We start from the raw sequence: 23,708 nt of genomic DNA on the forward strand, positions 1-23,708 counted from the left end.
GGGCGGGCTCCTCTTAGCAATGCAATTCGGCCGACGTCTTGAACTGCCTGCATTCTGTCGCGCTCCCCCTCGAGGGGGAGATGTCCGGCAGGGCAGAGGGGGCAGCGTCGAGTACATTTTTGGAAGTTGGGACTTTGCCCCGGTTCTCGGACGCAAGCGCTCCACAGACGCGGCTCTCACCCGCCAGAAACAGCGCCGCGGCATGGATTAAACCCCGCTCGCGGCAATCCTCGGCGAGAGCGAGTCCGGCGTCGAGTGCCTCCGCCACCTCCGCGCCGGAAAGCGCGCCAACCCCTACCGTCACCAATCTCTCCCCGAGATCGCTGTCGGGCTGGAGCAACGAGGCCGGCGCCCGCTCGACCGCCGGATGGCCCGGCAGGTCGACGGCGTTGGCGATGATCGTCACGGCCGCATCAGCCGCGGCGGCGTCTTTCGCCAGCACCGTGACCGCGTCGGCGATACCGAGTGAATGGCTGCGCCCGCGCCAGCCCGAAGTGGCGACGCCGCGCACCGGGTCTTCTGCCCGGATCGTCACCCGGTCGGCAAGACCGTGGCCGGTGCCGGCAATCGCTATCGTCACCGACTGAGCGTCGGCGAGGTGCAGCGCGCTGTCGCCGCCGTTGTTGACATAGGCCTTTTGCAGCGCCCGCCCTGCTAGCATCGCCGCCATGATCTCGTCGGCGACCGAGCCGGCGACCGCCGCCATCGGTGTGATGAAGGTTTTCGCATGGGGACAGACCGCGCGCTCCATCCGTTGCGCCGTCGGACCAGCGAAACCTCGCGGCCGCAGGCCGGCCGGGCTGCGAAGTTCCGGCAATTCCCTAACAAGCTCGGTCAAAATCGTCTCGAAGCGAGCGACCGCCTGGCCGTAGGCGGCGTGCATCTCGGAAGCGTCACCAAACGCCTCGATGATAAGGTCTATCGGGCCGTGGTTGAGGTGAAGCCGCCGCCCGTCCTCCAGCCAACTTGCAAGCGGGCCGGTCACGAGGAGCCTCCGGGCGGCACGCGGCGTAGTTGTTGCAGCGGCGGCCACGGATTATCCGCAGGCGCTGCTTTTTGCGTGCGCGGATTCAGATATTCTCCGCCGGACGCGACGATGTCTTCAATGGCGCGGATTTCCGAGACGTAGCCGCCGAGGCGAAGATAATCGTCGCGGCGCAACGTGAATTCGATCGGCGCGACCAAAGCCGGCGTCGGCACATAGCCGAAGGCGTTTTCCGGCACGCGCATCACGTCTACCATCAAGGTGATGCCGCCGCCCGGCCAGACATAGGTGGGCGCGCCGCCGACCGTGACATAGGTCTTCAGGCCCTGCACCGAGCGGGTCAGATTGACCGGGTTTTCGACCACGCCGGCCCTCAGAGACCCGCCCGCCCCGCCGACGAACAGCACCGTGCACAGAGCCGGCTCGCAATTGTCCTCAATCAGCCCGACTGATTTGCGCAGCCTCTCCGGGAAAGACTTTTCGACAGGCTTCAGATTGTCGTCCAGCTCGAAATAGGCGAACTGCTCGCCTGTTGTCGAAACCATCAGCAGCGACAGTCCGGGCCGCGCGCCCTTCTTCGGGTTCCAGTCGCCCAATATGCTAAGCGGGTCGGAAATCGTCGTGCCGCCCCAGCCGATGCCGGGCTCCGAAACCTTGAAGTAGCGGCCAGGCGTCGAGCGGCGGCCGATGATTTTTATGCCGGTGTCTTCCCAGCCCAGCACCTTGCCGGCCTGATGCTCCGAAACCACGCCGGTGATGTGATCGTCCACCACGACGACCTCGTCAACCAGTCCCCGCCATTGCGTCGCGAACATCCCGATCGTCGCCGAGCCACAGCCGACGCGCATGCGGTGTTCTGTTTGCCCGTCGATGACCGGCGCCTTGCCGGCCTCGACGATGACGGTCGCACCGCCGTCGACCGCAAGCTCGACCGGCTTGCGGTTGCACAGGTCGAGCAGCGTTTCGCAGGTGACGCGGCCTTCGGATTTCGAGCCGCCGGTCAGGTGGTGAACGCCGCCGAGCGACAGCATCTGCGAGCCGTATTCGCCGGTAGTGACATGGCCGACAGCCTCGCCCTGCGCCCGCACCGTCGCCGTTTCCGGGCCGATATGGCGGTCGGTATCGATCTTCACCTTGACGCCGCAATAGGAAAAAATACCCTCGGTGACAACGGTCACGAGATCGACGCCCTCGACCTCCTGGCTGACGATGAAGGGCGCGGGCTTGTAGTCGGGATAGGTCGTGCCGGCGCCGATGGCCGTGACGAAGCGCTTTCCCGTGTTGACCAGTTCGCCGTCCCATTCCTCGCCGGCGAAGGGCACGACGGCGGAGCCGGCATCGGCGGTATGTTCCAAAATGGTCAGCGGGTCGCAGCGCACGATCCTGCCGCCGACATTGCCGTAGCGGTCGCAGGCCCCGGTGCGGCCCTCGGCGATGTAGCACATGACCGGGCAGGCGTCGCAGCGGATCTTTTCGCCGACCTGTTTTGCTCCGACTTCTGTCGTCTCGAAGCGCTCGGACAATTCGCTCATGCCTTGGCCTCCGCCTCGCGGATCGCCGCGCGGATGCGGCTCGGCGTCGCCGGAATTTTGGTCACGAGAATGCCGGTGGCATGGCGGATTGCATTGAGGATCGCGGGTGCTGTCGGGATCAGCACATGCTCGCCCAACCCCTTGGCTCCGAAGGGTCCTTCCGGATCCGGAACTTCTATCAGGATGCTTTCGATCGGCGGCACGTCGCCGATCGTCGGGATGAGATAGTCGTGCAGGTTTTCGGTGCGGCCCGGAATATACTCCTCCATCAGCGCCATGCCGATGCCCTGGGCGATGCCGCCCTCGATCTGGCCTTCGGCGAGCAGAGGATTGATCGCCTTACCGACATCGTGCGCGGCTGTGAACTTGATCAGCTTCACCGTGCCAAGTTTCATATCGACTTCGAGTTCGGCGATCTGCGCTCCGAAGCCGTACTGGGCATAGGGTTTACCCTGGCCCTTGGCATCGAGCGGCGTGACCGGCGGATCGTAGGTTTCCTCCGCGCCGAAGACAAAGCCGTCGGCGTCGGCTTTCATGCCGGCGAGAGCGAGGCGGCGGACCGCATCGCCCTCACGGATGACGAGCACGGCGCCCTCGAATTGCAGCGCCGCCATTTCCGACACATTGGCGAAGCGCAGGATTTTTTCGCGCAAACTCCGCCCAGCCCTTTCCGCCGCTTTGCCGCTGACAAAAGTTTGGCGCGAGGCCGACGTCTTGCCGGCATCGGGCGTGATTGCGGTGTCGGCGCTCTTCAACCGAAGCGTTTCGAGCGGCACGCCCAGCGCATCCGCCGCGATCTGGGCAATGACCGTGTTGGAGCCCTGGCCGATGTCGACCGCGCCCTGATGCAGGATAACCGCCCCGTCGGGCGAGATGCCGAGCTTTATCGTGGAAGGGTTCGGCAGCGAAGTGTTGCCGCAGCCGTACCAGCACGAAGCGATGCCGACGCCGCGCTTGCGGTCGCCGTGTTTCGCATTGAAGCTCTCCGCGTCGGCAAGCGCCCGCGCCCAATGCGGCTTCAGCGCTTCGAGGCAATCGGCAATGCCGACACCTGCCGAAAGCACCTGCCCGGTAACCGTTTCGCACCCGTTTCGAAGCCCATTCTTCAAGCGGAACTCAAGGCGATCCACATTTAGCTTGGCGGCAAGCTCGTCATACTGCGTCTCCTGCATGATCGTCGCCTGCGGCACGCCGAAACCGCGAAACGCGCCGGAGATTGGCCCGTTGGTGTGGATGGCGCGGCCCTCTGCTCGGTAGTGCGGCGTCACATAAGGACCCGACGCATGAACCGGAACGCGGTTGGCCACCGTCGGCCCCCAGCTCGCATAGGCGCCGGTATTAAAATCGCCGGAAAAGATCATACCGCAGATGGCGCCGTCGGCATCGGCTCCAACGGTCGCCCGCATCGACGCCGGATGGCGCTTGGTCGTCGACGTCATGGATTCGTTGCGGGTGTAAACGATGGCGGCCGGGCGCCCGGTCTTCAGCGCCACAAGCCCGATCAGCGGCTGCAGCGAGACGTCGAGCTTGGAGCCGAAGCCGCCGCCTGCGGCTGTCGGCACGATGCGGACCTTTTCGGGCGGCAGGCCGAGCACTTTCGCCGTGTCGTCGCGATCCATATAGGGCGCCTGCGTGCAGGCGGTGACGACCAGCGTGTCGCCGTCCATGTAGGCGAAGCCGGCCTCCGGCTCGATGTAGGCGTGCTCGACATAGGAGGTCTCGATCGTGCCAGAGACGATGTGGGTGGCCGCGGCGAGGGCGGATTCGGGGTCGCCGCGCTCGACGAAGCCTGCCGTTAGAAGATTTTTGGCGCGCCCGGCATGGATCTCGAACGCCCCATCGGCCTGCGCCTGGCTGGATTCCAGCACATAAGGCAGCTCGGTCCAGGTCACCGGGAATTTGGTCAGGTCGAGATCGGCGATCGCGGCGCGCTCGCCGGCAATCAGCGCCACAGCCTCGCCGCGGAAACGCGCCCTGCCCTCTGCAAGCGCCGGCTGGTCAGCGAAGGGCGGGATAACGCCGAAGCAATTCTTTCCCGGAATGTCGGCGGCGGTGAAGACGCCGGCGATACCAGGACTTGCCGCCACATAGGCATCAAGGTCGCCGAACGAGAACCGAGCGTGATAATGCGGGGAACGCACCACCAGGACGTAAAGCGCGTCGGCCGGAAAGGAGTCGCCGCCAAATTTTTCCGCGCCGCTGACCTTTGCCAAACCGTCGAGTCTGACTGGGGACGCGCCGACGGCACGGCCGGCGGGCGGGAGGCGGCGGTCCAATCCTGCCTCGTTCCATTCGGAGGCGAGGACAATCGGCATCCGCCCCTCACCCTTACCCTCTCCCAGTGAAGGACGGGGAGAGGGGGGCGTCAGCGTTGCGGCAGTCTCCCTTCTCCCCGTCACTTGCGGGGAGAAGGTGCCGGCAGGCGGATGAGGGGCAGCGCCGGCGTTCGCTTGTTCGGCATACCGCGAAGCCCCCATTACTGCGGCGATGATTTTCCGATAACCGGTGCAGCGGCACAGCACGCCGCCGAGCGCGTCCCGGACCTCGCTCTCATCGGGATGCGGGTTCCTGTCGAGCAGCGCCGTCGCGGCTATCAGCAGGCCCGGCGTGCAGATGCCGCACTGGGCAGCGCCCTGTTCGAGGAAGGACGCCTGCAGCGCCGACAGGCTGCCATTGGCGAGGCCCTCCACCGTGCGGACCTTTCGGCCCGACACGGAGGCGGCGGGAACCAGGCAGCCGCACACGGGCTCGCCGTCGAGAAGCACGGTGCAGGCGCCGCAATCGCCGGCGTCACAGCCGACCTTGGTGCCGGTCAGGCGCAGTTCCTCGCGCAGCACCGATGCCAGCCGCGCAACCGGCGAGACAGCAACCGCCACGGCGGCGCCGTTGAGCTCGAAATCGATATGCGTATTCATGCAACCACCGTTTCGGCACCGGAATGAGCGCTGGCAGCCATGACCGCGCGAAAAACGATCTCACGCGCGGCGTCGAGCCGGTATTCCGCGGTGCCGCGCACGTCGTCGATCGGAGCAAGCTCGGCCAGTCGCGCCTCGGCGACAATATCCCGGAGCGCCGGCCCGGCGGGCAGCCCGCGCAATGCGGCTTCCAGGCCGGTCAGGCGTTTGGCCACCGCCGAGCAGGAGCCCACCGCGATAGCCGCGTCAGCTATGCGGCCGTCCTCGCCCACGGCAATCCGTGCGGCGGCCATGGCGATCGAAATGACCAGATAGCGCCGCGCGCCGAGCTTCTGGAAATTCGACGCGCCGACGGCCGAGCTCCTCGGCACGCGGATCGCGGTCACCATTTCGCCGGGTAGCAAGGCCGTGCGGCGATTGCCCAGGATAAAATCGCCCAGCGGCAGATGCCGCGTCCCGCCGAGCGAACGCAGTTCGGCATCCGCGTCGAGGATCAGCAGAGGCGGTACGCCGTCTGCGGCCGGCGAGGCGTTGCAGAGATTGCCGGCGACGGTGGCGGTATTCTGGATCTGCACCGAGCCGACCTCGCGGGCGGCCTGCCACAACGCGTCGAATGCAGGCGGAAGGTCCGCCTTGACGATATCGGTCCATGTCGTGCGCGCGCCGATGATAAAATGCGATGCGGTTTCGGCGATGCCGCGCAGTCCCGCGAGCCCGTTTATGTCTAGGACGTTTTCCCTGAGTGGCTTTGACCCCAATGCGGGATAAAAATCCGTGCCGCCGGCCAGGACCCGCCATTGCGTCTTGCCCAAAAGGGCAAGCGCATCGTCGAGATCGGTGGGTTTCGCGTAACGCATCACGCAATGCCTCCCGGCGCCAGCCGGTCAAAATTCATTCGTACGCAAATGATATCAAGGCCGCGTGGATTGTCAAAGCGGAGTTTTGCCCCGGCCACCGTTTGCAGCGGTATTGCGGGACGAAAGCCGGTTGACGGCGCGGCCGCTTTCGGCCGAACTTGCTCGAATCGCCGAAGCAAATACAGGATTGAATCATGGACCGGCAGGCACTGATCGTCATTGATCTCCAGAACGATTTCTGCCCCGGCGGCGCGCTTCCGGTCGCCGGCGGGCACGAGATCGTGCCGCTGGTCAACGAACTCATCCAGCGCTTCGATCACGTCATGCTGACGCAGGACTGGCACCCGGCGGGACATTCGAGCTTCGCCTCGACGCATCCAGGCAAGCAGCCTTTCGAGACGGTGCAGATGCCATATGGCGGGCAGACGCTGTGGCCCGATCACTGCATCCAGGGTTCAAACGGCGCGGCGTTCCACCCGGCGCTGAAATGGACCAAGGCCGAGATGGTCATCCGCAAGGGATTCCGCACGGCGATAGACAGCTATTCGGCGTTCTTCGAAAACGACCACGCCACGCCGACTGGACTTGCTGGCTATCTGCGCGAGCGCGGCATCGAGGAACTGACGCTGGTAGGGCTGGCGACGGATTATTGCGTCGCCTATTCGGCGCTCGATGCGGTTCAACAAGGCTTCCACACGACCGTGCGGCTCGACGCCTGCCGCGCCATCGACCTCGGCGGCTCGCTGAAGCAGATGACCGAGACGATGCGCGAGGCGGGGGTGAGGCTGGTTTAACCGAGCCGTTTCAGAGAGCGCTACCCCACCCCGACATAGCGCTGCACGAAAGCCGGGTCCTTACGTAGCCTTCCCACGCCGACCGTCTCGCGGTTGCGGCCGTTTTCGATGAAGGACACGCGGTCGGCGACGGATAGAACGGCGTCGACGCGCTGCTCGACGAGGATCGTCGACACGCCGCGCGCTCGCAGCTTCGTCACCGTCTCGCGAATCCTGGCGATCATCGACGGCATCAGGCCTTCGGTAGGCTCATCGAGCAGCAGCACCTCGGGCTCCAGGCAGAGCGCCCGCGCCATGGCCAGCATCTGCTGCTCGCCGCCCGACAGCGTTCCCGAACGCTGGCGCAGCCGGTCGCGTAGCAGCGGGAAAAGCTCAAGCACGCTTTCGCGGGTTTGTGAGCCCTTATTCCGCGTCATCAGCCCGATCTCGATGTTTTCGGCGACCGTCATCTCGGCAAACAGCCGCCGCCCTTGCGGGACATAGGCGACGCCGGCCTTGGGTACCTCATGCACGGCGAGCTTTGTCAGATCGTGGCCATCGAGCATTATCGAGCCCGAACGGGCAGGCACCAGCCCCATGATCGCCTTCAGCGTTGTGGTCTTGCCGGCGCCGTTACGGCCGAGCAGGCAGAGCACCTCCCCCTTCCTGAGATCGAGATTCAAGCCGTGCAGCACCTGCACTTCGCCGTAGAAGCAGTCGAGCCCGGAAATCGTCAGCGCGCCGGTCATGCTTCGGTTCCGAGATAGGCGCGCTGCACCTCGGCATTGGCGCGGATCTGTTCGGGCGTGCCTTCAGCCAGGATTTTTCCGGTGTTCATGACGGTTATGCGGTCGGCGAGCCCCATCACAACCTGCATATTGTGCTCGATCAGGAGCACCGTCGCGTCGCGCGCGATCTCCCTTACAAGCTGCATGAAACCCTCGATCTCACCGTCGGACAGACCCTGCGTCGGCTCGTCGAGGATGAGCAGGCGCGGCCTCAGCGCCAGCCCCATCGCCACTTCGAGCAGGCGCTGATGGCCGTAGGACAGCGCCCCGGCAACTGTATCGGCGCGGTCGGCGAGCCCGGTGCGCTCGAGCGCCGACATCACGCCCGCATGCAAACGCCCCTTGGAGCGCCCGTCGGTCAGCGTGCGCTGCACCGGCAGCGCAACATTGTCGTAGGCGGTCAGGTTGGAAAACACGCTGGTGATCTGGAATGTATAGGCTATGCCGCGCCGCACCCGGTCATGTGCCGGCAGGTCGGTGATGTCGTTGCCGTCGAACACGATCTGGCCGGAAGTGGGCGGCACGCGGCCGCAGATCAGGCTGACGAAAGTTGTCTTGCCGGCGCCGTTGGGCCCTATCACGGCGCGGATCTCGCCGGGCACGATGGCGAAGTCGACGCCGTCGACGGCGCGCAGGCCGCCATAGCTTTTGCGCAAGTCGCGTGTCGTCAGCAGCGGCGTCATGGCAGCCATTTTATCCACCGCTCGCGAACCGTGCCCAATATGCCTTTCGGGAAATAGAGCACGAGCAGGATAAGCGCCACGCCGACGATCAGCAGATAGGCTGAGGTGTAGCCGCTGGTGATGTCGACCACATAGAACATGAACAGGGTTCCGACCAAGGGGCCGAGCGTGGTCGCCGCACCGCCGAGCAAAACCCAGAGCAGCGGCAGGATGGAATACTGCACCGTGGCGAAGGTCGAGCCGACATAGCCGAAGAGAAGCGCGTAGGCGGCGCCCGCGGCGGCGCAGATGACGCCCGAAACGACGACCGCAGCGAGCTTGTTGGCGAATGTATCGTAGCCCAGCATGCGGGTTCGCTCCTCGTTCTCTCGGATCGCCACAAGCACCCGGCCATGCGCCGAGCGGACGATCGCCAGCGTCGCCAGAAGGACGACGGAGAACAGCGCAAGCGCGGCCATGTAGCGGGTCGCCGGATCGGTGAGGTTGAAATGCAGATCGCCAAGGTCGATCCTGCGCGCCTGCTGGGCGAGCACGAAGCCCTCGTCGCCGCGCGTCCATTCGGCGAAATAAAGCGTCAGCAGATAAAACACCTGGGCGAACATCATGGTGACGATCATGAAAGCGACGCCGGTGGTGCGCAGCGCCAGCACGCCGATGACCAGCGCCAGCAATGCGCCGGAAGCGATGCCTGCCGCAAAACCCGCCGCCATGCCCCAGCCGAGATGCGAGACGGTCAGGCCAGCGCCGTAGAGCCCGGCTGAAAAGAACATTGCGTGCCCGAGGCTGAGCAGGCCGGAGTAGCCGAATAGGATGTTGTAGCCCATGGCGAAGACGGCCAGCACCATGACGCGCGCCAGCACGCCGTGATGATATTCGGGCAGCATGAAGTTAAGCGCGAAGAGCACGGCGATGACTGCGGCGTGCAGCAGATAAACCTTTTTCGGCGAGTTTCCTGGGCTCATCTGGCGGCCGTGCCGAACAGGCCCTGCGGGCGGAATACCAGAACCATCGCAACGATCAGCGTGGCGATGATCTTGGCGAGAGTCGGCGAGAAGAACACCGAGATGATGCCGTCGCTCAAGCCTATCAGCACGGCTGCGACCACTGTGCCGCGCAGCGAGCCCAGGCCGCCGATGATGACCACGATGAAGGAGAGGAGCAACGGATCGAGACCCATCAGGTAATGAGCTTGCTGGATAGGCACGATGAGTACGGCGGCGATCGCCGCCAGCATCGCTCCCAGCGCGAAGACGCCGGCATAGACACGCCCGACCGGAATGCCGAAAGCCTGCGCGGTTTCGCGGTCGTATTGCGTGGCGCGCATCACCAGACCGATCTTGGTGCGGGTCAGCACGAACCACGTGGCCAGAAGCAGGATGGCGGAGAAGGCGATGACCGACAGCTTGTAGCCGGAATAGCCGAACCACGGCAGCAGGATGCGATAGCTGAACGGAGCCTCGACCGGCCGCGCCTCAGGACCGTAGAAGGTTAGCGCCAACTGCTGGATGATGTAGAGCATGCCGATGGTGGCGACGATGGTGGCTTCCGGGTTGTAGTCGAGCCTCCTCAGCACCAGCCGCTCGGCGACCAGTGCGACAGCGCCGACGATCAGTGGACTGACCACGAGCGCCAGCAGGAACCCGACAGCCGGGTGGCCGGTGGCGAGCGAGGCGATCCACCATGCAAGCACCGCGCCCAGCATGAAGAACTCGCCATGAGCGACATTGACGACGCGCATGACGCCGAACACCAGCGACAGGCCGAGCGCCGTCAGCGCCAGGACGGCGGAGGTGACCAGGCCTTCAAGCGTGGCGAGCAGGAGATGAGGACCGAAGGACATTCAGGCAGGCCGCGTTGGAGACGCATTTATGACATCCCACCCTGCCCGACAGGGCAGAGTGGACATCGTAGAATTCGGCAGTCTCACCCCGCCGAAAAACTCACAGCGCCTGTGTCGTGTAATCGCCCTCGGGCTCGTACAGCCCGTCCTCGATCGAGGTCCGGTGCACGACCTTCAGCTTGCCGCCTTCGACGACGGAAATGTTCTGGTGGCCGAAGCACTGGTGGATCTTGCCGTTGAAGGTCTTGTCGCCCTGCGGATGTTCCGGCCCTTCCTTGAATTCCGTCAGCGCCTCGGTCGCCTCGACCAGCTTGCCGCGGTCCTCCGGGCCCTTGTAGCCGGCTCCTTCCATCGCCTGCTTGACGACGTAGAGCGTCTCCCAGCACCCGAACATATGGGCCGAGGTCGAAACGTCCTTGGGGTCGCCGACGGCCGCGCCGTTCTCATCGATGCCGACGGCATTGCGATAGGCCTTCACCGCGTCCGACGCATCGGGCTGCAGATAGCGCGGCATCCCTTCCCAGAAATGGCTGCCCTCGAGGAATTCGAGGCCCGGGCTCGCCACGTCGACCGCTTCCAGCGAGTCGATGAAGCCGAAGAGCTGCGGCCGGTTCGAGCCGTAGAACTCGCCGAGCTCTTTCACGAAAGTCAGCACGGCCGGGCCGACCATGACGTGGTAGATCACCTCGGTCTCGGCCGGAATCTGCGGGAAATAGCGCGTGAACGAGCTTTCGGTCGGCGGTATGGGGATCTGGGCGATGACCTCTCCGCCCTGAGCCGCGATCGCTGGCGTGAAATAGTCGCGGTGGTCGTGACCGAAGGCGAAATCCGGGTAGATCATGGTGATCTTCTTGCCGACATTGGCGGCGATCCACGGCGCCATCGAGATCACCTGGCTCTTCACGTCGGTGATGCCGGGCTGGAAGCAGTAGCGGTTCATCTTGGTCGAGGCGACATGATGGCCCTCGCTGACCACGTAATAGGGCATCTTCAATTCGCCCGCGGTCGGCGCGGAACCGATCACGACATGCGAAAACAGTGTGCCGAAGACGATGTCGGTCTTGTGCTGGCTGGCGAATTTGCCGACCACTTCGGCGCCGCGCTTGGGGTCGGTGCCGTCGTCCTCGGTGATGATCTCGACCGGCCGGCCGTTGATGCCTCCGGCTTCGTTGATGAGCTTGAGTGCGGCGGCCGTCGTCTTTTCGTACCAGCGGCCATAGGCGGCGCCGATGCCGGTGCGGTGCGCCTGGAAGCCGATCTTGATCGGAGCCGAGCTTTGCGCCTGCGAATAGCGCACGAAACCGGGCGCCGCCATCAGCCCGGCCGACGCGGCCAGTCCCTGGAGCGCGGTGCGGCGGTTCAGGCTAAGTAGGCCCGAATTCCTGTTCTTGTCGATCATGCCGGTTCCCCTTGTTTTGAGTTATGAACGCGTGCTCGCTTCGCCCATTTTCGAAGCGGAAAATTGCATGTGTACAAACTAAATCATCAAACCTGAAGCATGGCAAGTGCGGTTGCCGCAGGGTTATGTCGCAACCCTCCGCGGCACTCAACCGGCCGTCGGCGTCGACAGCAGCCACAGTCCGAAAACCGTATAGAAGATCATCAGAACGGTCAGCGGCAACTGGCTTTTCGCGGCCGTCATCGGCGACGGATGCAGACGGAATGCCAGCGCGTGGGCGATGAGCACGGCCAGTACATGGCCGCCGATGATCGCAGTTGCCTGGAAGTTCCAGATCGTCCACGCGGCGCCTGAGCCCATGGTGAAACCGGCGGCGATGTTCATGTACGCTGTGCCGAACAGGTTCCAGCCCTGTGCGAACGGGTCCGACAGCGCGACCAGTGCGTACTGTCCATTCACCAGCAGCGCGGTCAGGTAATGCGAAAAATGGTAGGCGAGCGCGATCGGCACGATCGACCAGACGAAAAGCCCCGCCGCCTCGCGAAAGAGATGACCGCTTCCGGCGAGACGCTCGCCAACCCGCACCGCAAAGAGATAGACCGCCGCGAGCGCCACGAACATCAGTGCGAGTCCAGCGCTGTTGATGCCGACCAGCGCCGAGCGGCCGGGAAATTCCAGCGGATTGACGTCATTGGCGCCGAGCCACAGGAACGTCTTTGAAAAGCCGTCGAACGACACCGAACTCAGCGTCAGCAGCAGAAAGAACATGCCGCTCGGCGGCAGCTGTTTTGCGTGCCAGAGCTTTGCTCCGGGAAAGCACAGGAACAGGCGCTGCTTGCCTTTGCCACCTTCCGGCGACGCTTCGACGATGCCGAAGCGCGACACCATGCGGAAAAACACCGACAGGAACTCGCCGCGCTGGCTCCAGTTCTCGTAGCCGAAAGCAAGCATGCAGGCGAAGCTCACGGCCCAGTAGAGCGCCACCGCAAGCGCCAGCCGCGCCGGATCGTCGGGCGCGGGATAGACCAGTTCGAACCATGCAAAGCCGGCAAACACAAACAGCGCCGGCCAATAGCCGAGCCAAGCCGGCATGGTGCGGCCGCCCAGATTCGGGAATGCCGCAAAGACAAGCCGCCACGGCCCGTACCACGGATTGATCCAAGCCCAGAGATTGCCGAACGCGCCCTGTACCAAAGTCACTCCGACCCAGAGCAGGGTCCAGACGGTCAGCGGCAGCGGATTGGACAGGGGATCGCGGCTCCCGAGAAAACCGGCGGCGACCAGCACCACAAGAACGGCGAACGAGAGCAGGCTGGTCCACATCCGCACGCCAAGGCCGATCCGGCCGAGCGGCACGCGCAGTGCGGCGACACGCCCGAGCAGGTTCGGCGGCAACATCGCCAGCATCAGAAAGCTCGCCGCCACAGCCATCGCCCCGCCAGTGACGTAGTAGCCGGTCGGCAGGAGAAGAACATGCCCGCGCTCGGAGGCATGCGCGAAGGCAGGGGTTGGCAGGAGCGTGGATGCGAGGACCAGGAGCGGAACGACAAACGCGGAATTCGGGAGTCGAAGTTTGCGCTCTACGTTGCCCCCCTCTGTCCTGCCGGACATCTCCCCCACAAGGGGGGAGATCGGCTGTCGAGGCGGCTTTCGCCAATCTCGAACTTTGCAGGAGAAGCGCCGAGGATTCGGGAAGCCAATCTCCCCCCTTGTGGGGGAGATGTCCGGCAGGACAGAGGGGGGCGCGAAGGAACTCAAGCTATCAAGATTTTCCTATTGCCACCGTGACGTAATGCGGCAACTCCTGCACCGCCCCGTCAAACCTTCACCAACTGCTCCACCCGATCTTTCTCGCCGAATATCCGGAGGTAGCGCTTGATCTCGCGCGGATCGCCGGTGGCCTTGGCCGGATTGTCCGCCAGCTTGACGGCCGGACGGCCGTTCGCCTCAGTCACCTTGCAGACGAGCGAGATGGCTTTTAGCCCGTCCGTTTCATCATATGGCGCGCAACCCTCGAAATCATTCGTCAGGTTGGTGCCCCAGCCGAAGGACATGCGCACCTTGCCCTCGAAATGCTTGTAGGTCTCGATGATCGTGTCGACCTCCAGCCCATCGGAGAAGATCAGAAGCTTGCTGCGCGGGTCCTTCCCCTTCTCGCGCCACCACTCGATGATGCGCTCGCCACCCTCGATCGGCGGGGCGCTGTCGGGGCGAAAGCCGGTCCAGTCGGCCACCCAGTCGGGCGCATCGCGTAGGAAGGCTGCAGTGCCGAATGCATCGGGCAGCACGATCAGGAGATTGCCGCCATAGTAGCGCTGCCAGTCCCGCAGCACTTTATAGGGCGCCTTCCTCAGCTCCGCCTCGTTGTCGGCGAGCGCCGCCAGCACCATCGGCAGTTCGTGTGCATTGGTGCCGAGCGCCTCGAGGTCGGTATCCATGGCGAGCTTGACGTTGCTGGTGCCCATGAAGGCCTCGCCTATGCCTTCCTTCAGCGCCTCGACACACCAGCGCTGCCAGAGAAAACTGTGTCGCCGGCGCGTGCCGAAATCCGAGATGCGGATGCCGGGCAGCTTCTTCAGCCGCTCGGTCTTGGCCCACATTTTTGCTTTCGCGCGGGCATAGAGCACGTCCAGAGCGAACGGTCCGAAGGCCTTCATCGCCGCGCGCGAGCGCAATTCGTTGATGATGGCGAGCGCGGGTATCTCCCACATCGTCGTATACATCCACGGCCCGTGGAATTCGAGCTCGAACTGCCCGTCGCGCTTGTGCAGCTCGTATTCGGGAAGCTGGAAATCTTCGAGCCAGGCCAGGAATTCCGGCTCGAATATCTGCTTGCGGCCATAAAAAGTGTTGCCGCCCAGCCAGATCATTTCCTTCTTGGTGAAGCGCAGTGTACGGACATGGTCGAGTTGGGCACGCAGTTCCTGCTCGTCGATCTCGTCGGCCAGCCTGACCGAGGTCGCGCGATTTATCAGCGAGAAGGTGGCGTCGACCTTGGGATACATGCCCCAGATCATCTGCAGCATCAGCAGCTTGTAGAAATCTGTGTCGAGCAGGCTGCGCACGATCGGATCGAGCTTCCAGGTGTGGTTGTAGACGCGCCGCGCTATGTCCGTCCGTGCCACCATTTGCGCCTTCCCGATTTGCCAGACAGCGCCTATAGCACTGAAAATGCCGCCGCGCTTTCGGATTGCAGCGCTGGACCGACAAAAATGCAACCCTGCCGGCCTATCCTGCGGCAGCCGCGCCCTGCTTCTGCGGCGAGCGGCGTCGGCGGATCGCGATCTGGCCGGCGACCGCCGCATCCGCGCCGACGGCCGACTGGTCCCGTTCGGCAAACAGCCAGTCGATGAACACCTGGGCGATCGGAGCCGATTTCACCTCGTTGCGGCACACCACATAGAAAGCGTCGACGGCCGGCACCGAAAGGTTGAACGGCGTTACCAACTGTCCCTTGGCGAGCAGGCCGCTGGCGGTGACGCTATCGCCGAGCGCGACGCCATGACCGTGGATCGCCGCCCCGATCGCCAGATGCGCGTCGCTCATGTGGTGGCGCTGCCCCCGGGTGAGATCGAGCGCGTCGGCGGCGGCGAGCCAGGTGTGCCATTCGCGCCCGTCATCGGCGTGCAGCATGACATGGTCCGCGAGGTCGCGAACAGTGCGGATCGGCCGGTTGTTGATGAGCGTCGGGCTGACCACCGGAAACAGCTCCAAATCCGACCACTTCTTCAGCCAGCAATCTGTCCAGCTTCCGTCGCCGTAATGCACGCAGACATCGATGTCGGGCGAGCGGATATCGGCTGCGTCATTGGAGCCGATGAGCTTCAGCCTGATGTCGGGATATTGCGCGGTGAAGCTGCCGAGCCTGGGGATCAGCCATAGCGACAGCAGCGCCGGCACGCAGCTTACCGACAGCGCGCCGGAGCTGCATGGCCGCGTCATGCGCTGGGTGGCGGCGGCGATGCCGTCAAACGCGCTCGACACCGCCGGCAAAAGCTCGGCGCCGTGCGGCGACAGCTTCAGCTTTTGCCCCGCGCGGTCAAAGAGTTTCACATTGAGCGATTGCTCCAGCGCGCGGATCTGGTGGCTGATCGCGCCATGGGTGACGTTGAGCTCGCCCGCCGCCTTGGTGAGCGAGCCATGCCTGGCAGTCGCCTCGAAGGCGCGCAAAGGGTTAAGCGGCGGCAGGCGCTTGGCAGGCATCCATATTGGTCCAGCTGTGAGAAAACCTCACACCAGACGCTACAACAATATCAATTGATTTTCCAACTGCGCTGCCGCATCAATTCGGGACAGCACAAAAATAAGAAGAGACTTGGAGGGCATGCCCGGGGACAGCACGACGCGGCCAGCGATGGCCGGCGCGGGTTGTCGGGCGTCCGTACGAAGAGGAGACCGAAATGGGCTACGATCGCGGAAAACTCGACGCGCTTCGCCAGAAATACGGCGAGAGCCATGGCGGCGAACTGTTCAGCCCGCAATTCCGGCGCGTCGCCGACAAGATCTTCACCGAAAGCGGCACGCGGCTTGCGCCCTATTCCGGCATCCCGACCTTCCTTACCGCGCCCTATGTAGCGGTCGACCACGACAATCCGGATTTCGGCGACCTGCAGGTCGCCATGGTCGGCGTGCCGATGGACCTCGGCGTCACCAACCGGCCCGGCTCGCGCTTCGGCCCGCGCGCGCTGCGCACCATCGAGCGCATCGGGCCCTACAATCACGTCCTCGACTGCGCGCCGGTCCAGGATCTGCGCGTCGCCGACATCGGCGACGTCCGCTTCCAAAGCCGTTACCGGCTCGAGCTTTCCCATGATGACATCGAGCGCCGCTTCAACCAGATCGTCGACGCAGGCGTCATTCCGCTGTCGGTCGGCGGCGACCATTCGATCAGCCATCCAATCTTAAAGGCGGTCGGCAAGAAGCGCCCCGTCGGCATGGTCCATATCGACGCGCATTGCGACACCGGCGGCGCCTACGACCTGACCAAATTCCATCATGGCGGCCCGTTCCGCAATGCGGTGCTCGACGGCGTGCTCGATCCGACCCGCACCATCCAGATCGGCATTCGAGGCTCGGCCGAGTATCTGTGGGAGTTCACCTACGAATCCGGCATGACGGTCATCCACGCCGAGGAAATCTCCGGCATGGGCATCCCCGCGGTCATCGAGCGCGCAAAACAGATCGTCGGCGACGGGCCGACATATTTGTCCTTCGACATAGACAGTCTCGACCCGGCATTTGCGCCCGGCACCGGCACGCCGGAAGTGGGCGGTCTGACGACGCGCGAGGTGTTGGAGATCATCCGCGGCTTCAAGGGCGTCAACCTTGTCGGCGGCGACGTGGTGGAAGTCGCGCCGCAATACGATTCGACGACCAACACCGCCCATGCCGGCGCGCAGGTGCTGTTCGAGATCCTGAGCCTCATGGTGTTCAGCCCGGCAATCACAGGCAAGGGAGCCTGACATAAAGCAGAAACAAAGCCGGCGGAAACACCACGCCTGAGACGCCGGCATCGCGTTACCTGTCATTGAGGCGCAAGCGCCCCGGTGATTTAATGAACCAGAAACAAGGGAACAGCCGCAAAGCCGGCAACAGAGGAGAACAACGATGAAACAAATTCTGAATGGCCAAGTGAGCCGTCGGGCGGTGCTTGGCGCCGGCTTGGCCAGCGCCGGTATGCTGGCAATGCCGTCGATCCTGCGCGCTCAGGACAAGTCGCTGAAGATCGGCGTCTATGGCGGCTACTTCAAGAAATCCTTCGACGAGAACATTTTTCCGGAGTTCACCAAGGCGACCGGCATCGCCGTGGAATCGATCGCCGAGCCGACTGGCGAGGCGTGGCTGGTGCAGCTCGAACAGGCCGCCAAGGCCGGCCAGGCTCCGGCAGACGTTTCGATGATGTCGCAAACCTCGACGCTTAAAGGCCATGGGACCGAACTGTGGACGCCAATCGACATGGCGAAGATCAAGAACGCCGGCGATCTGCTTCCGCAATTTGTCAACAAATATCCGGATGGCCGCGTCGCCGGCGTCGGGGCGGTGGCCTGGTACATCACGCTGGTGACCAACACCAAAGTCTATCCAACCCCGCCCGACTCGTGGGCCGTCATGTGGGACCCGGCCAACGCCGACAAGCTCGGCCTTCTAGCGCTCGCCTCCAACTCCTTCCTGCTCGAAGTGACGGCGAAAACCTTCATGGGCGGCACCAAGGCGCTCGACGCCGAGGACGGCATTCTCAAGGCGATGGAGAAGCTGGCCGAACTGAAGCCGAACGTCCGCCTGTGGTACCGCGACGAGGCGCAGTTCGAACAGGCGCTGAAATCGGGCGAAATCCCGATGGGCCAGTACTACCACGACGTCACCGGCCTTGCCGCCGCCGACGGCCACCCGGTGCGCTCGACCTTCCCCAAGGAAGGCGGCATCCAGGATTCCGGCAACTGGGTCCTGACCCGCGCCTCCAAGAAGGTCGACGAAGCACATGTCTTCATCGACTACATGAGCCAGCCGGCGATCCAGGGGCTGATGTCGCGCAAGGTCGGCACCGCGCCGACGCTGAAGAAGGAAGTGCTCGACCTGACGCCGGACGAGTTCGCCGCGGTGTCATCGGAAATCGAGCCGATCCTGCCGCGCTACGACCTCTACACGACCAAGTCCGACTGGATAAACCAGAAGTGGACCGAGCTTATCGTCGCGGCGTAAACCATCCTTCTTCCTTCTCCCCGTTCTGAGCTTGTCGAAGAAATGGGGAGAAGGTGGCCCGAGGGGCCGGATGCGGGGGCAGGGCTGACCTCGCCAAAAGTTAGCGCAGGATTTCGAACCCATCGCGTTCAGCGGCAAAGGTGAAGCTATGTCCGGACTGGCACTGCAAGACGTAACCAAACAATTCGGCGACTTCAAAGCGGTCGACAACGTCAATCTGTCGGTGCCGCACGGCAAGTTCGTCTGCCTGCTCGGCCCGTCCGGCTGCGGCAAGACCACGCTGCTGCGCATGATCGCCGGCCTCGAGGAGCCGACCGAAGGCGCCATCGTCCTAGACGACGAGGACATCACGCCTGTCCCCACCCACAAGCGCAATCTCGGCATGGTGTTCCAATCGCTGGCGCTGTTTCCGCATCTTTCGGTCGGCGACAACATCTCCTACGCGCTGCGCATCCGCGGCGCCTCGCGCGAAGAGCAGAAGAGGCGCGCCGAGGAGCTTTTAAAACTCGTCCACCTGCCCGGCTTCGCCGATCGCCCGGTGGCAAAGCTCTCCGGCGGCCAGCGCCAGCGCGTCGCCATCGCACGCGCGCTCGCTCTGTCGCCGAAACTCTTCCTGCTCGACGAACCGATGTCGGCGCTCGACGCCAAGCTGCGTGAATCCATGCAGGTCGAGCTGCGCCAACTGCAGCAGCGGCTCGGCATCACCACCTTCGTCGTCACCCACGACCAGCGCGAGGCCATGACCATGGCCGACCTCGTCGTCGTCATGGGCGAGGGGCGCATCCGGCAAGCCGCCTCGCCGATCGAAATCTACCGCAAGCCGGCCGACGCTTTCGTCGCCGATTTCATCGGTTCTACCAATCTTCTGGATATCAGCGCCGACAGTTCCGGCTGCAGCTCGGTCCTCGGGCAGGTCATCCCCGACCTCGCCCTGCCCGCCGGCACGGCCAAGGCGTCGATCTCGATCCGCCCGGAGGACGTGCATCTCGGCAAGCCCGGCCCCGACGCGATCCCCGGCACCGTCACCTTCGTGCGCGATCTCGGCGGCACCATCGAAACCTTCGTCGAGGCCGGCGGCACCACCATCATAGCCGTCGCCACCCCGCGCGAACGCGTCGACGTCGCCCCCGGCGATCCCGTCGGCATCACCCTGCCGCCCGAAGCCTGCGTGGTGGTTAAGGCATGAGACGCGAAGCCCCAAAATCCATAGCCGACTACACGCCGCTGTTCTTCCCCGGCCTGATGCTGGTCGTTTTCTTCGTCGTGCCGTTCTCGACGATGATCGCGGTGTCGTTCTTCAAGCGCGATCCGGCCGCCTTCTACACGCCCGATTTCGTCTTCGAGAATTATGCCCGCTTCCTGTCCACTTTCTTCGGCGGCGTGCTCGGTTTTTCACTCGGGCTTGCGGTGCTCGTCGCCGTCTGCTGCGTCGCCATCGCCTTTCCCTTCACCTACCTCCTGACCAGGAGCCCGCGCGCCGTGCAGACGATCTGGCTGGTCTGCCTGCTGTCGGTGCTGTCGCTGTCGGAAGTCATCATCGGCTTTGCCTGGTCGACGCTGTTTTCGCGCACCGCGGGCATCACCAATCTGTTCGTCTGGCTGGGCCTGATGCAGGAGCCGATCGCGCTGCTGCCAGGCTTCGGCGCAGTGCTCACCGGCATGGTCTACCAGGCGCTGCCCTATACTATCCTGGTGCTCTACCCCGCGCTCGTCCGGCTCGATCCGACCTTGCTCGAAGCCGCGCGCACGCTCGGCGCGTCGCCGATCCGTGCCTTCTTCAACGTCGTCACGCCGGCGCTCAGGAACACCATCGTCGCTACCCTCATCATGGTCTTCGTCTTTGCGCTTGGTTCCTACCTCCTGCCGCAGATACTCGGCCGGCCGCAGCACTGGACGCTATCGGTGCTCATAACCGATCAGGCGATCTACCAGTCCAACACGCCGTTTGCGGCAGCCATGGCGGTGTTCTTGGTGCTGATCTCGCTGGGGCTGGTCGGCCTCACCCTTCTCATCGGACGCCGGGAGGCAGCGGCATGAGCGACACTTTCCTTCGCCGGCTCTATTTCGTCGCCGTCGCCATATTCCTGGCCGCGCCGCTGGTCGTCGTCGCAGGCGTTTCGGTCAACGAAAAGCAGGATCTCGCCTTCCCGCCGATCGGCTTCTCGCTGTCCTGGTACGCGCAGATTTTCCTCGATCCGGAATGGCGCCGGGCGCTCATCGCCTCGGTGGTGCTGGCGATCACGTCGGCCGCACTTGCCGTCGCCATCGCACTGCCGCTGGCCTGGTTCCTGTGGCGGCGCATCGCGCCGTGGGCCAACGTCTTCCAGCTCCTCGGCGTCGCGCCTTTTATTCTCCCGCCGGTCATCACCGCGCTCGGCTTCCTGACCTTCTGGGCGACGACAGGCTTTTACGGCCAGCCCTGGACGGCGGTCATCAGCCACGCGATCTTCTTCGTCACGCTGCCGCTGGTCACCTTGTCTCTCGGCTTCGCCTCGATCGACCGTTCGCTGGTCGAAGCCGCCGCGACCATGGGGGCCGATGACCGCAAGGTTTTGCGAACGGTGGTCCTGCCGCTCATCCTGCCCTATCTGGTCTCGGGCTATGCCTTCGCTTTCGTTCTGTCGCTCAACGAGTACATCGTCGCCTACATGACCGTTGGTTTCACCATGGAAACGCTGCCGATAAAAATCTTCAACGCGCTGCGCTACGGCTACACGCCGACCATGGCGTCGGTCTCGGTGTTCTTCGTCGCGATTGCAGCACTTGTCTTCGGCCTGATCGCCAGGTTCGGCGACATCAGGCGGCTGCTCGGCGCAATGTCGTCGGACGCGAACTGATGAAGCTTGCGGCGCTCCAGATGCACTCCGTGGCCGGCGACCGGACGGCCAATCTTTTCCGCATTGAGACGGCGGCGCGGGAAGCTGCCGAAAACGGCGCCGACCTTCTGGTCGCGCCGGAACTGGCGGTCACCGGCTACGGCGCTGGCGACATGATCTCTGAGCTGGCCGAGCCGGCCGACGGCGATCTCGCCGAGAGGCTCGCCGCCCTGTCGCGCGAGACCGGCGTGGCGCTCGTCGTCGGCTTTGCCGAGCGCGACGGCGAAACGGTCTTCAACAGCGCGATCTACGCCGACGGCCAGCGCAGCATCGTCTATCGCAAGTCGCATCTCTTCGGCCCCTATGAGCGCAAGCTCTTCGCGCCCGGAAAGCCTGCCGCCTGCATGGTCGAGCATCGCGGCCTGAAGCTCGGAATGCTGATTTGCTACGATGTCGAATTCCCCGAAAACGTCCGCCGTCTGGCGCAGGCGGGGGCGCAGGCAGTCATAGCGCCGACCGCGTTGCCGGTCAGCGACCACGCCGAATTCATCGCGCGCAAGCTGGTCCCGGTGCGCGCCTTCGAAAACCAGGTCTTCGTCGCCTACGTCAACCATTGCGGCAATGATGCGCTGTTTTCCTATGCCGGCCTGTCGGGCGTCGTCGCGCCCGACGGCACGATGCTGGCCGAAGCGCCCGAAACCGGCGAGGCGCTGCTTTTCGCGGAACTCGATCCCGCTGCCTACGCCGCCTCGATCGCCGCCAACACTTATTTGAGGGATATCAGGGTTTAACTACTTCCCTCTTCTCCCCGTCCTGAGCTTGTCGAAAGATACAAGGAGAACATGCCGGCAGGCGGATGAGGGGCAGCGCGGACTCGGCAAGAAAATGCCTACCGCCGGATCGTCAGCCCCAGTTCTTCCCTTCGCAGCCAGCGCGCCAGCAACAGCACGGCGACTACCGCCAAACCCGCCGACAGCCCGATCCAGATGCCGTTGCCCGCAAGCCCGAACTGGAACGCGAGCAGCACGCCGAGCGGCAGGCCCACGCCCCAATAGCCTATCGCTGCAAAAATCATCGGCACCTTGGTGTCGTGCAGCCCGCGCAGCATGCCCGACGCCACCGCCTGCGCGCCGTCAACGATCTGGAACAGCGCCGCAAACGCAAGAAACGAGACGGCCAGCGCGATCACCGCGGCGTTTTCAGGCGCCTGAAGATCGATGAAGGCACTTATCAGCAGACGCGGCCATAGGATCATCACCAGCGCCATCAGTGCCATGAAACCGACCCCGAGCGCATAGGCGGTCCAGCCGGCGCGGCTGATCCCGTCCGGATTGCCGGCGCCATAGGCGAGGCCGACGCGCACCGTCACCGCCTGGTTCAGGCCGAGCGGCACCATGAAGCTGATCGAGGCGATCTGGATGGCAATGGCGTGCGCGGCGAGCGATGCGGCGTCAATCAGCCCCATCAGAAGTGCGGCCGCATTGAAGATAGTCACTTCGAACGCCAGGATGCCGGCAATGGGCAGGCCGAGCCTGAGCAGCGCCTTGAAGCGGGGCCAGTCGGCGCGCCAGAATCGCCCGAACAGCCTGTAGCGGCGAAATTTCGACTCGAGCGTCACCACCAGCGCCAGCCCGAAAAACATCAGCAGGCTGGAAGCCGTTGTCGCCATGCCCGCTCCGGCGATACCGAACGCCGGAAAGCCAAGATTGCCGAACATCAGGCACCAGTTGGCGAGCACGTTGAAGGCGACGGCCGCGAACACGATGATCAGCGCCCAGCCTGGCCGCTCCAGCGCCGAAATGAAGGAGCGCAGCACTATGTAGCCGTAGAAAGGCAGCACCGCCCATTGCAGCCAGACCATGTAGATCGCGGCCTCGCGTGCCAGCGCCGGCTCCTGCCCCATCCAGACGAGGATTGCCTCGGTGTTCCACAGCACAATCCAGATCGGGATGCAGACGAGGATCGCCAGCCACAGGCCCTGGCGCACGGTGCGGCGTATGTCGCGCACCGAATGCCGTTTGCGGCCGAGTTCAGTGGCGATCATCGGCGAAGTCGCCAGCATCAGGCCGAGCCCGAAGATCAGCGGCGCGAAATAGAGGTTTGAGCCGAGCGCGCCGGCAGCCAACGTCGCCGGGCCGAGCCGCCCCATCATCATGACGTCGGTGGCGTTCATCGCCACTTGGCCAAGATTGGTGAGCACCATCGGCCACGACAGCGCAAGCATCGCCCGCACCTCGTCACGCCAAGGATGTGCAGGCGCTCTCGCGCCCGCCTCTAACGCAGTCATTGTCCGTCTTTCCGCAAGCTGGCATCCGCGAAATGCGCAAATGCCCCAAATCCGGCGGCAAAACGCCAGCCGCCATCCTGTTTGCGACCGTATCTGGACGAAACGAGCCTCAGAGGCAAGGGACGAAGCGCAGC

Annotated in this window: 20 protein-coding genes; 7 read left to right on the forward strand and 13 right to left on the reverse strand. The window is 64.2% G+C overall.

Annotated elements, in window-relative coordinates; all coding sequences use genetic code 11:
- Positions 1 to 13 precede the first annotated feature (13 nt).
- From G6N73_RS09720 to G6N73_RS09735, 4 genes are read right to left on the reverse strand one after another with little or no spacing between them, the layout of a single operon-like run.
- The gene (locus G6N73_RS09720; protein ID WP_165026840.1) at positions 14 to 985 is read right to left on the reverse strand and encodes a UPF0280 family protein; all 972 of its coding nucleotides are present in this window, start codon (positions 983 to 985) and stop codon (positions 14 to 16) included.
- The gene (locus tag G6N73_RS09725; protein ID WP_165026843.1) at positions 982 to 2,517 is read right to left on the reverse strand and encodes a 6-hydroxynicotinate reductase; all 1,536 of its coding nucleotides are present in this window, start codon (positions 2,515 to 2,517) and stop codon (positions 982 to 984) included. The genes G6N73_RS09720 and G6N73_RS09725 overlap by 4 nt, the downstream gene beginning before the upstream one ends.
- The gene (locus tag G6N73_RS09730; RefSeq protein WP_165026845.1) at positions 2,514 to 5,432 is read right to left on the reverse strand and encodes a molybdopterin-dependent oxidoreductase; all 2,919 of its coding nucleotides are present in this window, start codon (positions 5,430 to 5,432) and stop codon (positions 2,514 to 2,516) included. The genes G6N73_RS09725 and G6N73_RS09730 overlap by 4 nt, the downstream gene beginning before the upstream one ends.
- The gene (locus G6N73_RS09735; RefSeq protein WP_165026847.1) at positions 5,429 to 6,292 is read right to left on the reverse strand and encodes an FAD binding domain-containing protein; all 864 of its coding nucleotides are present in this window, start codon (positions 6,290 to 6,292) and stop codon (positions 5,429 to 5,431) included. Before G6N73_RS09735 ends, G6N73_RS09730 begins: the two co-directional genes overlap by 4 nt.
- Positions 6,293 to 6,483: 191 nt before the next feature.
- On the opposite strand from G6N73_RS09735, the gene pncA reads away from it, so the two are divergent.
- Entirely contained in the window at positions 6,484 to 7,083 is a 600-nt protein-coding gene (gene pncA / locus G6N73_RS09740; protein ID WP_165026848.1) for a bifunctional nicotinamidase/pyrazinamidase, read from the forward strand.
- Between the two features lie 20 nt (positions 7,084 to 7,103).
- On the opposite strand, the gene G6N73_RS09745 is transcribed toward pncA, so the two are convergent.
- The 8 genes from G6N73_RS09745 to gcvA all read right to left on the reverse strand — a co-directional run bounded on the left by G6N73_RS09745 (position 7,104) and on the right by gcvA (position 15,975).
- A complete protein-coding gene (locus G6N73_RS09745) occupies positions 7,104 to 7,811 on the reverse strand; it encodes an ABC transporter ATP-binding protein (RefSeq protein ID WP_165026849.1) in 708 nt (235 codons plus the stop codon).
- The gene (locus G6N73_RS09750; protein WP_165027055.1) at positions 7,808 to 8,533 is read right to left on the reverse strand and encodes an ABC transporter ATP-binding protein; all 726 of its coding nucleotides are present in this window, start codon (positions 8,531 to 8,533) and stop codon (positions 7,808 to 7,810) included. The genes G6N73_RS09745 and G6N73_RS09750 overlap by 4 nt, the downstream gene beginning before the upstream one ends.
- Positions 8,530 to 9,495 carry a branched-chain amino acid ABC transporter permease gene (locus tag G6N73_RS09755; RefSeq protein WP_165026850.1) on the reverse strand — a complete coding sequence of 322 codons (966 nt, stop codon included), beginning with the start codon at positions 9,493 to 9,495 and terminating at the stop codon, positions 8,530 to 8,532. Before G6N73_RS09755 ends, G6N73_RS09750 begins: the two co-directional genes overlap by 4 nt.
- Positions 9,492 to 10,373 carry a branched-chain amino acid ABC transporter permease gene (locus tag G6N73_RS09760; protein ID WP_165026851.1) on the reverse strand — a complete coding sequence of 294 codons (882 nt, stop codon included), beginning with the start codon at positions 10,371 to 10,373 and terminating at the stop codon, positions 9,492 to 9,494. The genes G6N73_RS09755 and G6N73_RS09760 overlap by 4 nt, the downstream gene beginning before the upstream one ends.
- A gap of 100 nt (positions 10,374 to 10,473) precedes the next feature.
- Positions 10,474 to 11,772 (reverse strand): ABC transporter substrate-binding protein, encoded by a 1,299-nt coding sequence (locus G6N73_RS09765; protein WP_165026852.1) that lies wholly within the window; start codon positions 11,770 to 11,772, stop codon positions 10,474 to 10,476.
- Positions 11,773 to 11,919: 147 nt separating this feature from the next.
- Positions 11,920 to 13,383 carry a hypothetical protein gene (locus G6N73_RS09770; protein WP_165026853.1) on the reverse strand — a complete coding sequence of 488 codons (1,464 nt, stop codon included), beginning with the start codon at positions 13,381 to 13,383 and terminating at the stop codon, positions 11,920 to 11,922.
- Between the two features lie 206 nt (positions 13,384 to 13,589).
- Positions 13,590 to 14,897 carry a nicotinate phosphoribosyltransferase gene (pncB, locus tag G6N73_RS09775; RefSeq protein ID WP_165027058.1) on the reverse strand — a complete coding sequence of 436 codons (1,308 nt, stop codon included), beginning with the start codon at positions 14,895 to 14,897 and terminating at the stop codon, positions 13,590 to 13,592.
- A 103-nt stretch (positions 14,898 to 15,000) separates the two neighbouring features.
- Positions 15,001 to 15,975, reverse strand: a complete 975-nt coding sequence (gene gcvA / locus G6N73_RS09780; protein WP_165026854.1) for a transcriptional regulator GcvA — start codon at positions 15,973 to 15,975, stop codon at positions 15,001 to 15,003.
- 197 nt (positions 15,976 to 16,172) lie between these two features.
- Here gcvA and speB point away from each other — a divergent pair, with 197 nt between their 5' ends.
- From speB to G6N73_RS09810, 6 genes are all read left to right on the forward strand, one after another.
- Complete coding sequence (gene speB, locus G6N73_RS09785) at positions 16,173 to 17,234, forward strand: agmatinase (RefSeq protein ID WP_165026858.1); 1,062 nt, start codon at positions 16,173 to 16,175, stop codon at positions 17,232 to 17,234.
- A gap of 145 nt (positions 17,235 to 17,379) precedes the next feature.
- Positions 17,380 to 18,471, forward strand: a complete 1,092-nt coding sequence (locus tag G6N73_RS09790) for an ABC transporter substrate-binding protein (RefSeq protein ID WP_165026860.1) — start codon at positions 17,380 to 17,382, stop codon at positions 18,469 to 18,471.
- Positions 18,472 to 18,619: 148 nt separating this feature from the next.
- Positions 18,620 to 19,657, forward strand: a complete 1,038-nt coding sequence (locus G6N73_RS09795; protein WP_165026862.1) for an ABC transporter ATP-binding protein — start codon at positions 18,620 to 18,622, stop codon at positions 19,655 to 19,657.
- The gene (locus G6N73_RS09800) at positions 19,654 to 20,508 is read left to right on the forward strand and encodes an ABC transporter permease (RefSeq protein WP_165026864.1); all 855 of its coding nucleotides are present in this window, start codon (positions 19,654 to 19,656) and stop codon (positions 20,506 to 20,508) included. The genes G6N73_RS09795 and G6N73_RS09800 overlap by 4 nt, the downstream gene beginning before the upstream one ends.
- Entirely contained in the window at positions 20,505 to 21,308 is an 804-nt protein-coding gene (locus G6N73_RS09805) for an ABC transporter permease (protein ID WP_165026866.1), read from the forward strand. The genes G6N73_RS09800 and G6N73_RS09805 overlap by 4 nt, the downstream gene beginning before the upstream one ends.
- Positions 21,308 to 22,078 (forward strand): carbon-nitrogen hydrolase family protein, encoded by a 771-nt coding sequence (locus G6N73_RS09810; protein ID WP_206078771.1) that lies wholly within the window; start codon positions 21,308 to 21,310, stop codon positions 22,076 to 22,078. Before G6N73_RS09805 ends, G6N73_RS09810 begins: the two co-directional genes overlap by 1 nt.
- Positions 22,079 to 22,176: 98 nt before the next feature.
- On the opposite strand, the gene G6N73_RS09815 is transcribed toward G6N73_RS09810, so the two are convergent.
- Positions 22,177 to 23,574 (reverse strand): MATE family efflux transporter, encoded by a 1,398-nt coding sequence (locus G6N73_RS09815; protein ID WP_165026867.1) that lies wholly within the window; start codon positions 23,572 to 23,574, stop codon positions 22,177 to 22,179.
- Between the last annotated feature and the right edge of the window lie 134 nt (positions 23,575 to 23,708).

It is taken from the genome of Allomesorhizobium camelthorni (assembly GCF_011045125.1).
Taxonomy (GTDB): Bacteria; Pseudomonadota; Alphaproteobacteria; order Rhizobiales; family Rhizobiaceae; genus Allomesorhizobium; species Allomesorhizobium camelthorni.

Bases quoted from the DNA above. Each gene is read 5' to 3' on its own strand.
- G6N73_RS09790 (WP_165026860.1), top strand. From the start codon at position 17,380: ATGAAACAAATTCTGAATGGCCAAGTGAGCCGTCGGGCGGTGCTTGGC.
- G6N73_RS09755 (WP_165026850.1), bottom strand. From the start codon at position 9,495: ATGAGCCCAGGAAACTCGCCGAAAAAGGTTTATCTGCTGCACGCCGCA.
- speB (WP_165026858.1), top strand. From the start codon at position 16,173: ATGGGCTACGATCGCGGAAAACTCGACGCGCTTCGCCAGAAATACGGC.
- pncA (WP_165026848.1), top strand. From the start codon at position 6,484: ATGGACCGGCAGGCACTGATCGTCATTGATCTCCAGAACGATTTCTGC.
- G6N73_RS09765 (WP_165026852.1), bottom strand. From the start codon at position 11,772: ATGATCGACAAGAACAGGAATTCGGGCCTACTTAGCCTGAACCGCCGC.
- G6N73_RS09745 (WP_165026849.1), bottom strand. From the start codon at position 7,811: ATGACCGGCGCGCTGACGATTTCCGGGCTCGACTGCTTCTACGGCGAA.
- G6N73_RS09805 (WP_165026866.1), top strand. From the start codon at position 20,505: ATGAGCGACACTTTCCTTCGCCGGCTCTATTTCGTCGCCGTCGCCATA.
- G6N73_RS09810 (WP_206078771.1), top strand. From the start codon at position 21,308: ATGAAGCTTGCGGCGCTCCAGATGCACTCCGTGGCCGGCGACCGGACG.
- G6N73_RS09815 (WP_165026867.1), bottom strand. From the start codon at position 23,574: ATGACTGCGTTAGAGGCGGGCGCGAGAGCGCCTGCACATCCTTGGCGT.
- G6N73_RS09800 (WP_165026864.1), top strand. From the start codon at position 19,654: ATGAGACGCGAAGCCCCAAAATCCATAGCCGACTACACGCCGCTGTTC.
- G6N73_RS09750 (WP_165027055.1), bottom strand. From the start codon at position 8,533: ATGACGCCGCTGCTGACGACACGCGACTTGCGCAAAAGCTATGGCGGC.
- G6N73_RS09760 (WP_165026851.1), bottom strand. From the start codon at position 10,373: ATGTCCTTCGGTCCTCATCTCCTGCTCGCCACGCTTGAAGGCCTGGTC.
- G6N73_RS09730 (WP_165026845.1), bottom strand. From the start codon at position 5,432: ATGAATACGCATATCGATTTCGAGCTCAACGGCGCCGCCGTGGCGGTT.
- G6N73_RS09795 (WP_165026862.1), top strand. From the start codon at position 18,620: ATGTCCGGACTGGCACTGCAAGACGTAACCAAACAATTCGGCGACTTC.
- gcvA (WP_165026854.1), bottom strand. From the start codon at position 15,975: ATGCCTGCCAAGCGCCTGCCGCCGCTTAACCCTTTGCGCGCCTTCGAG.
- G6N73_RS09770 (WP_165026853.1), bottom strand. From the start codon at position 13,383: ATGTCCGGCAGGACAGAGGGGGGCAACGTAGAGCGCAAACTTCGACTC.
- G6N73_RS09725 (WP_165026843.1), bottom strand. From the start codon at position 2,517: ATGAGCGAATTGTCCGAGCGCTTCGAGACGACAGAAGTCGGAGCAAAA.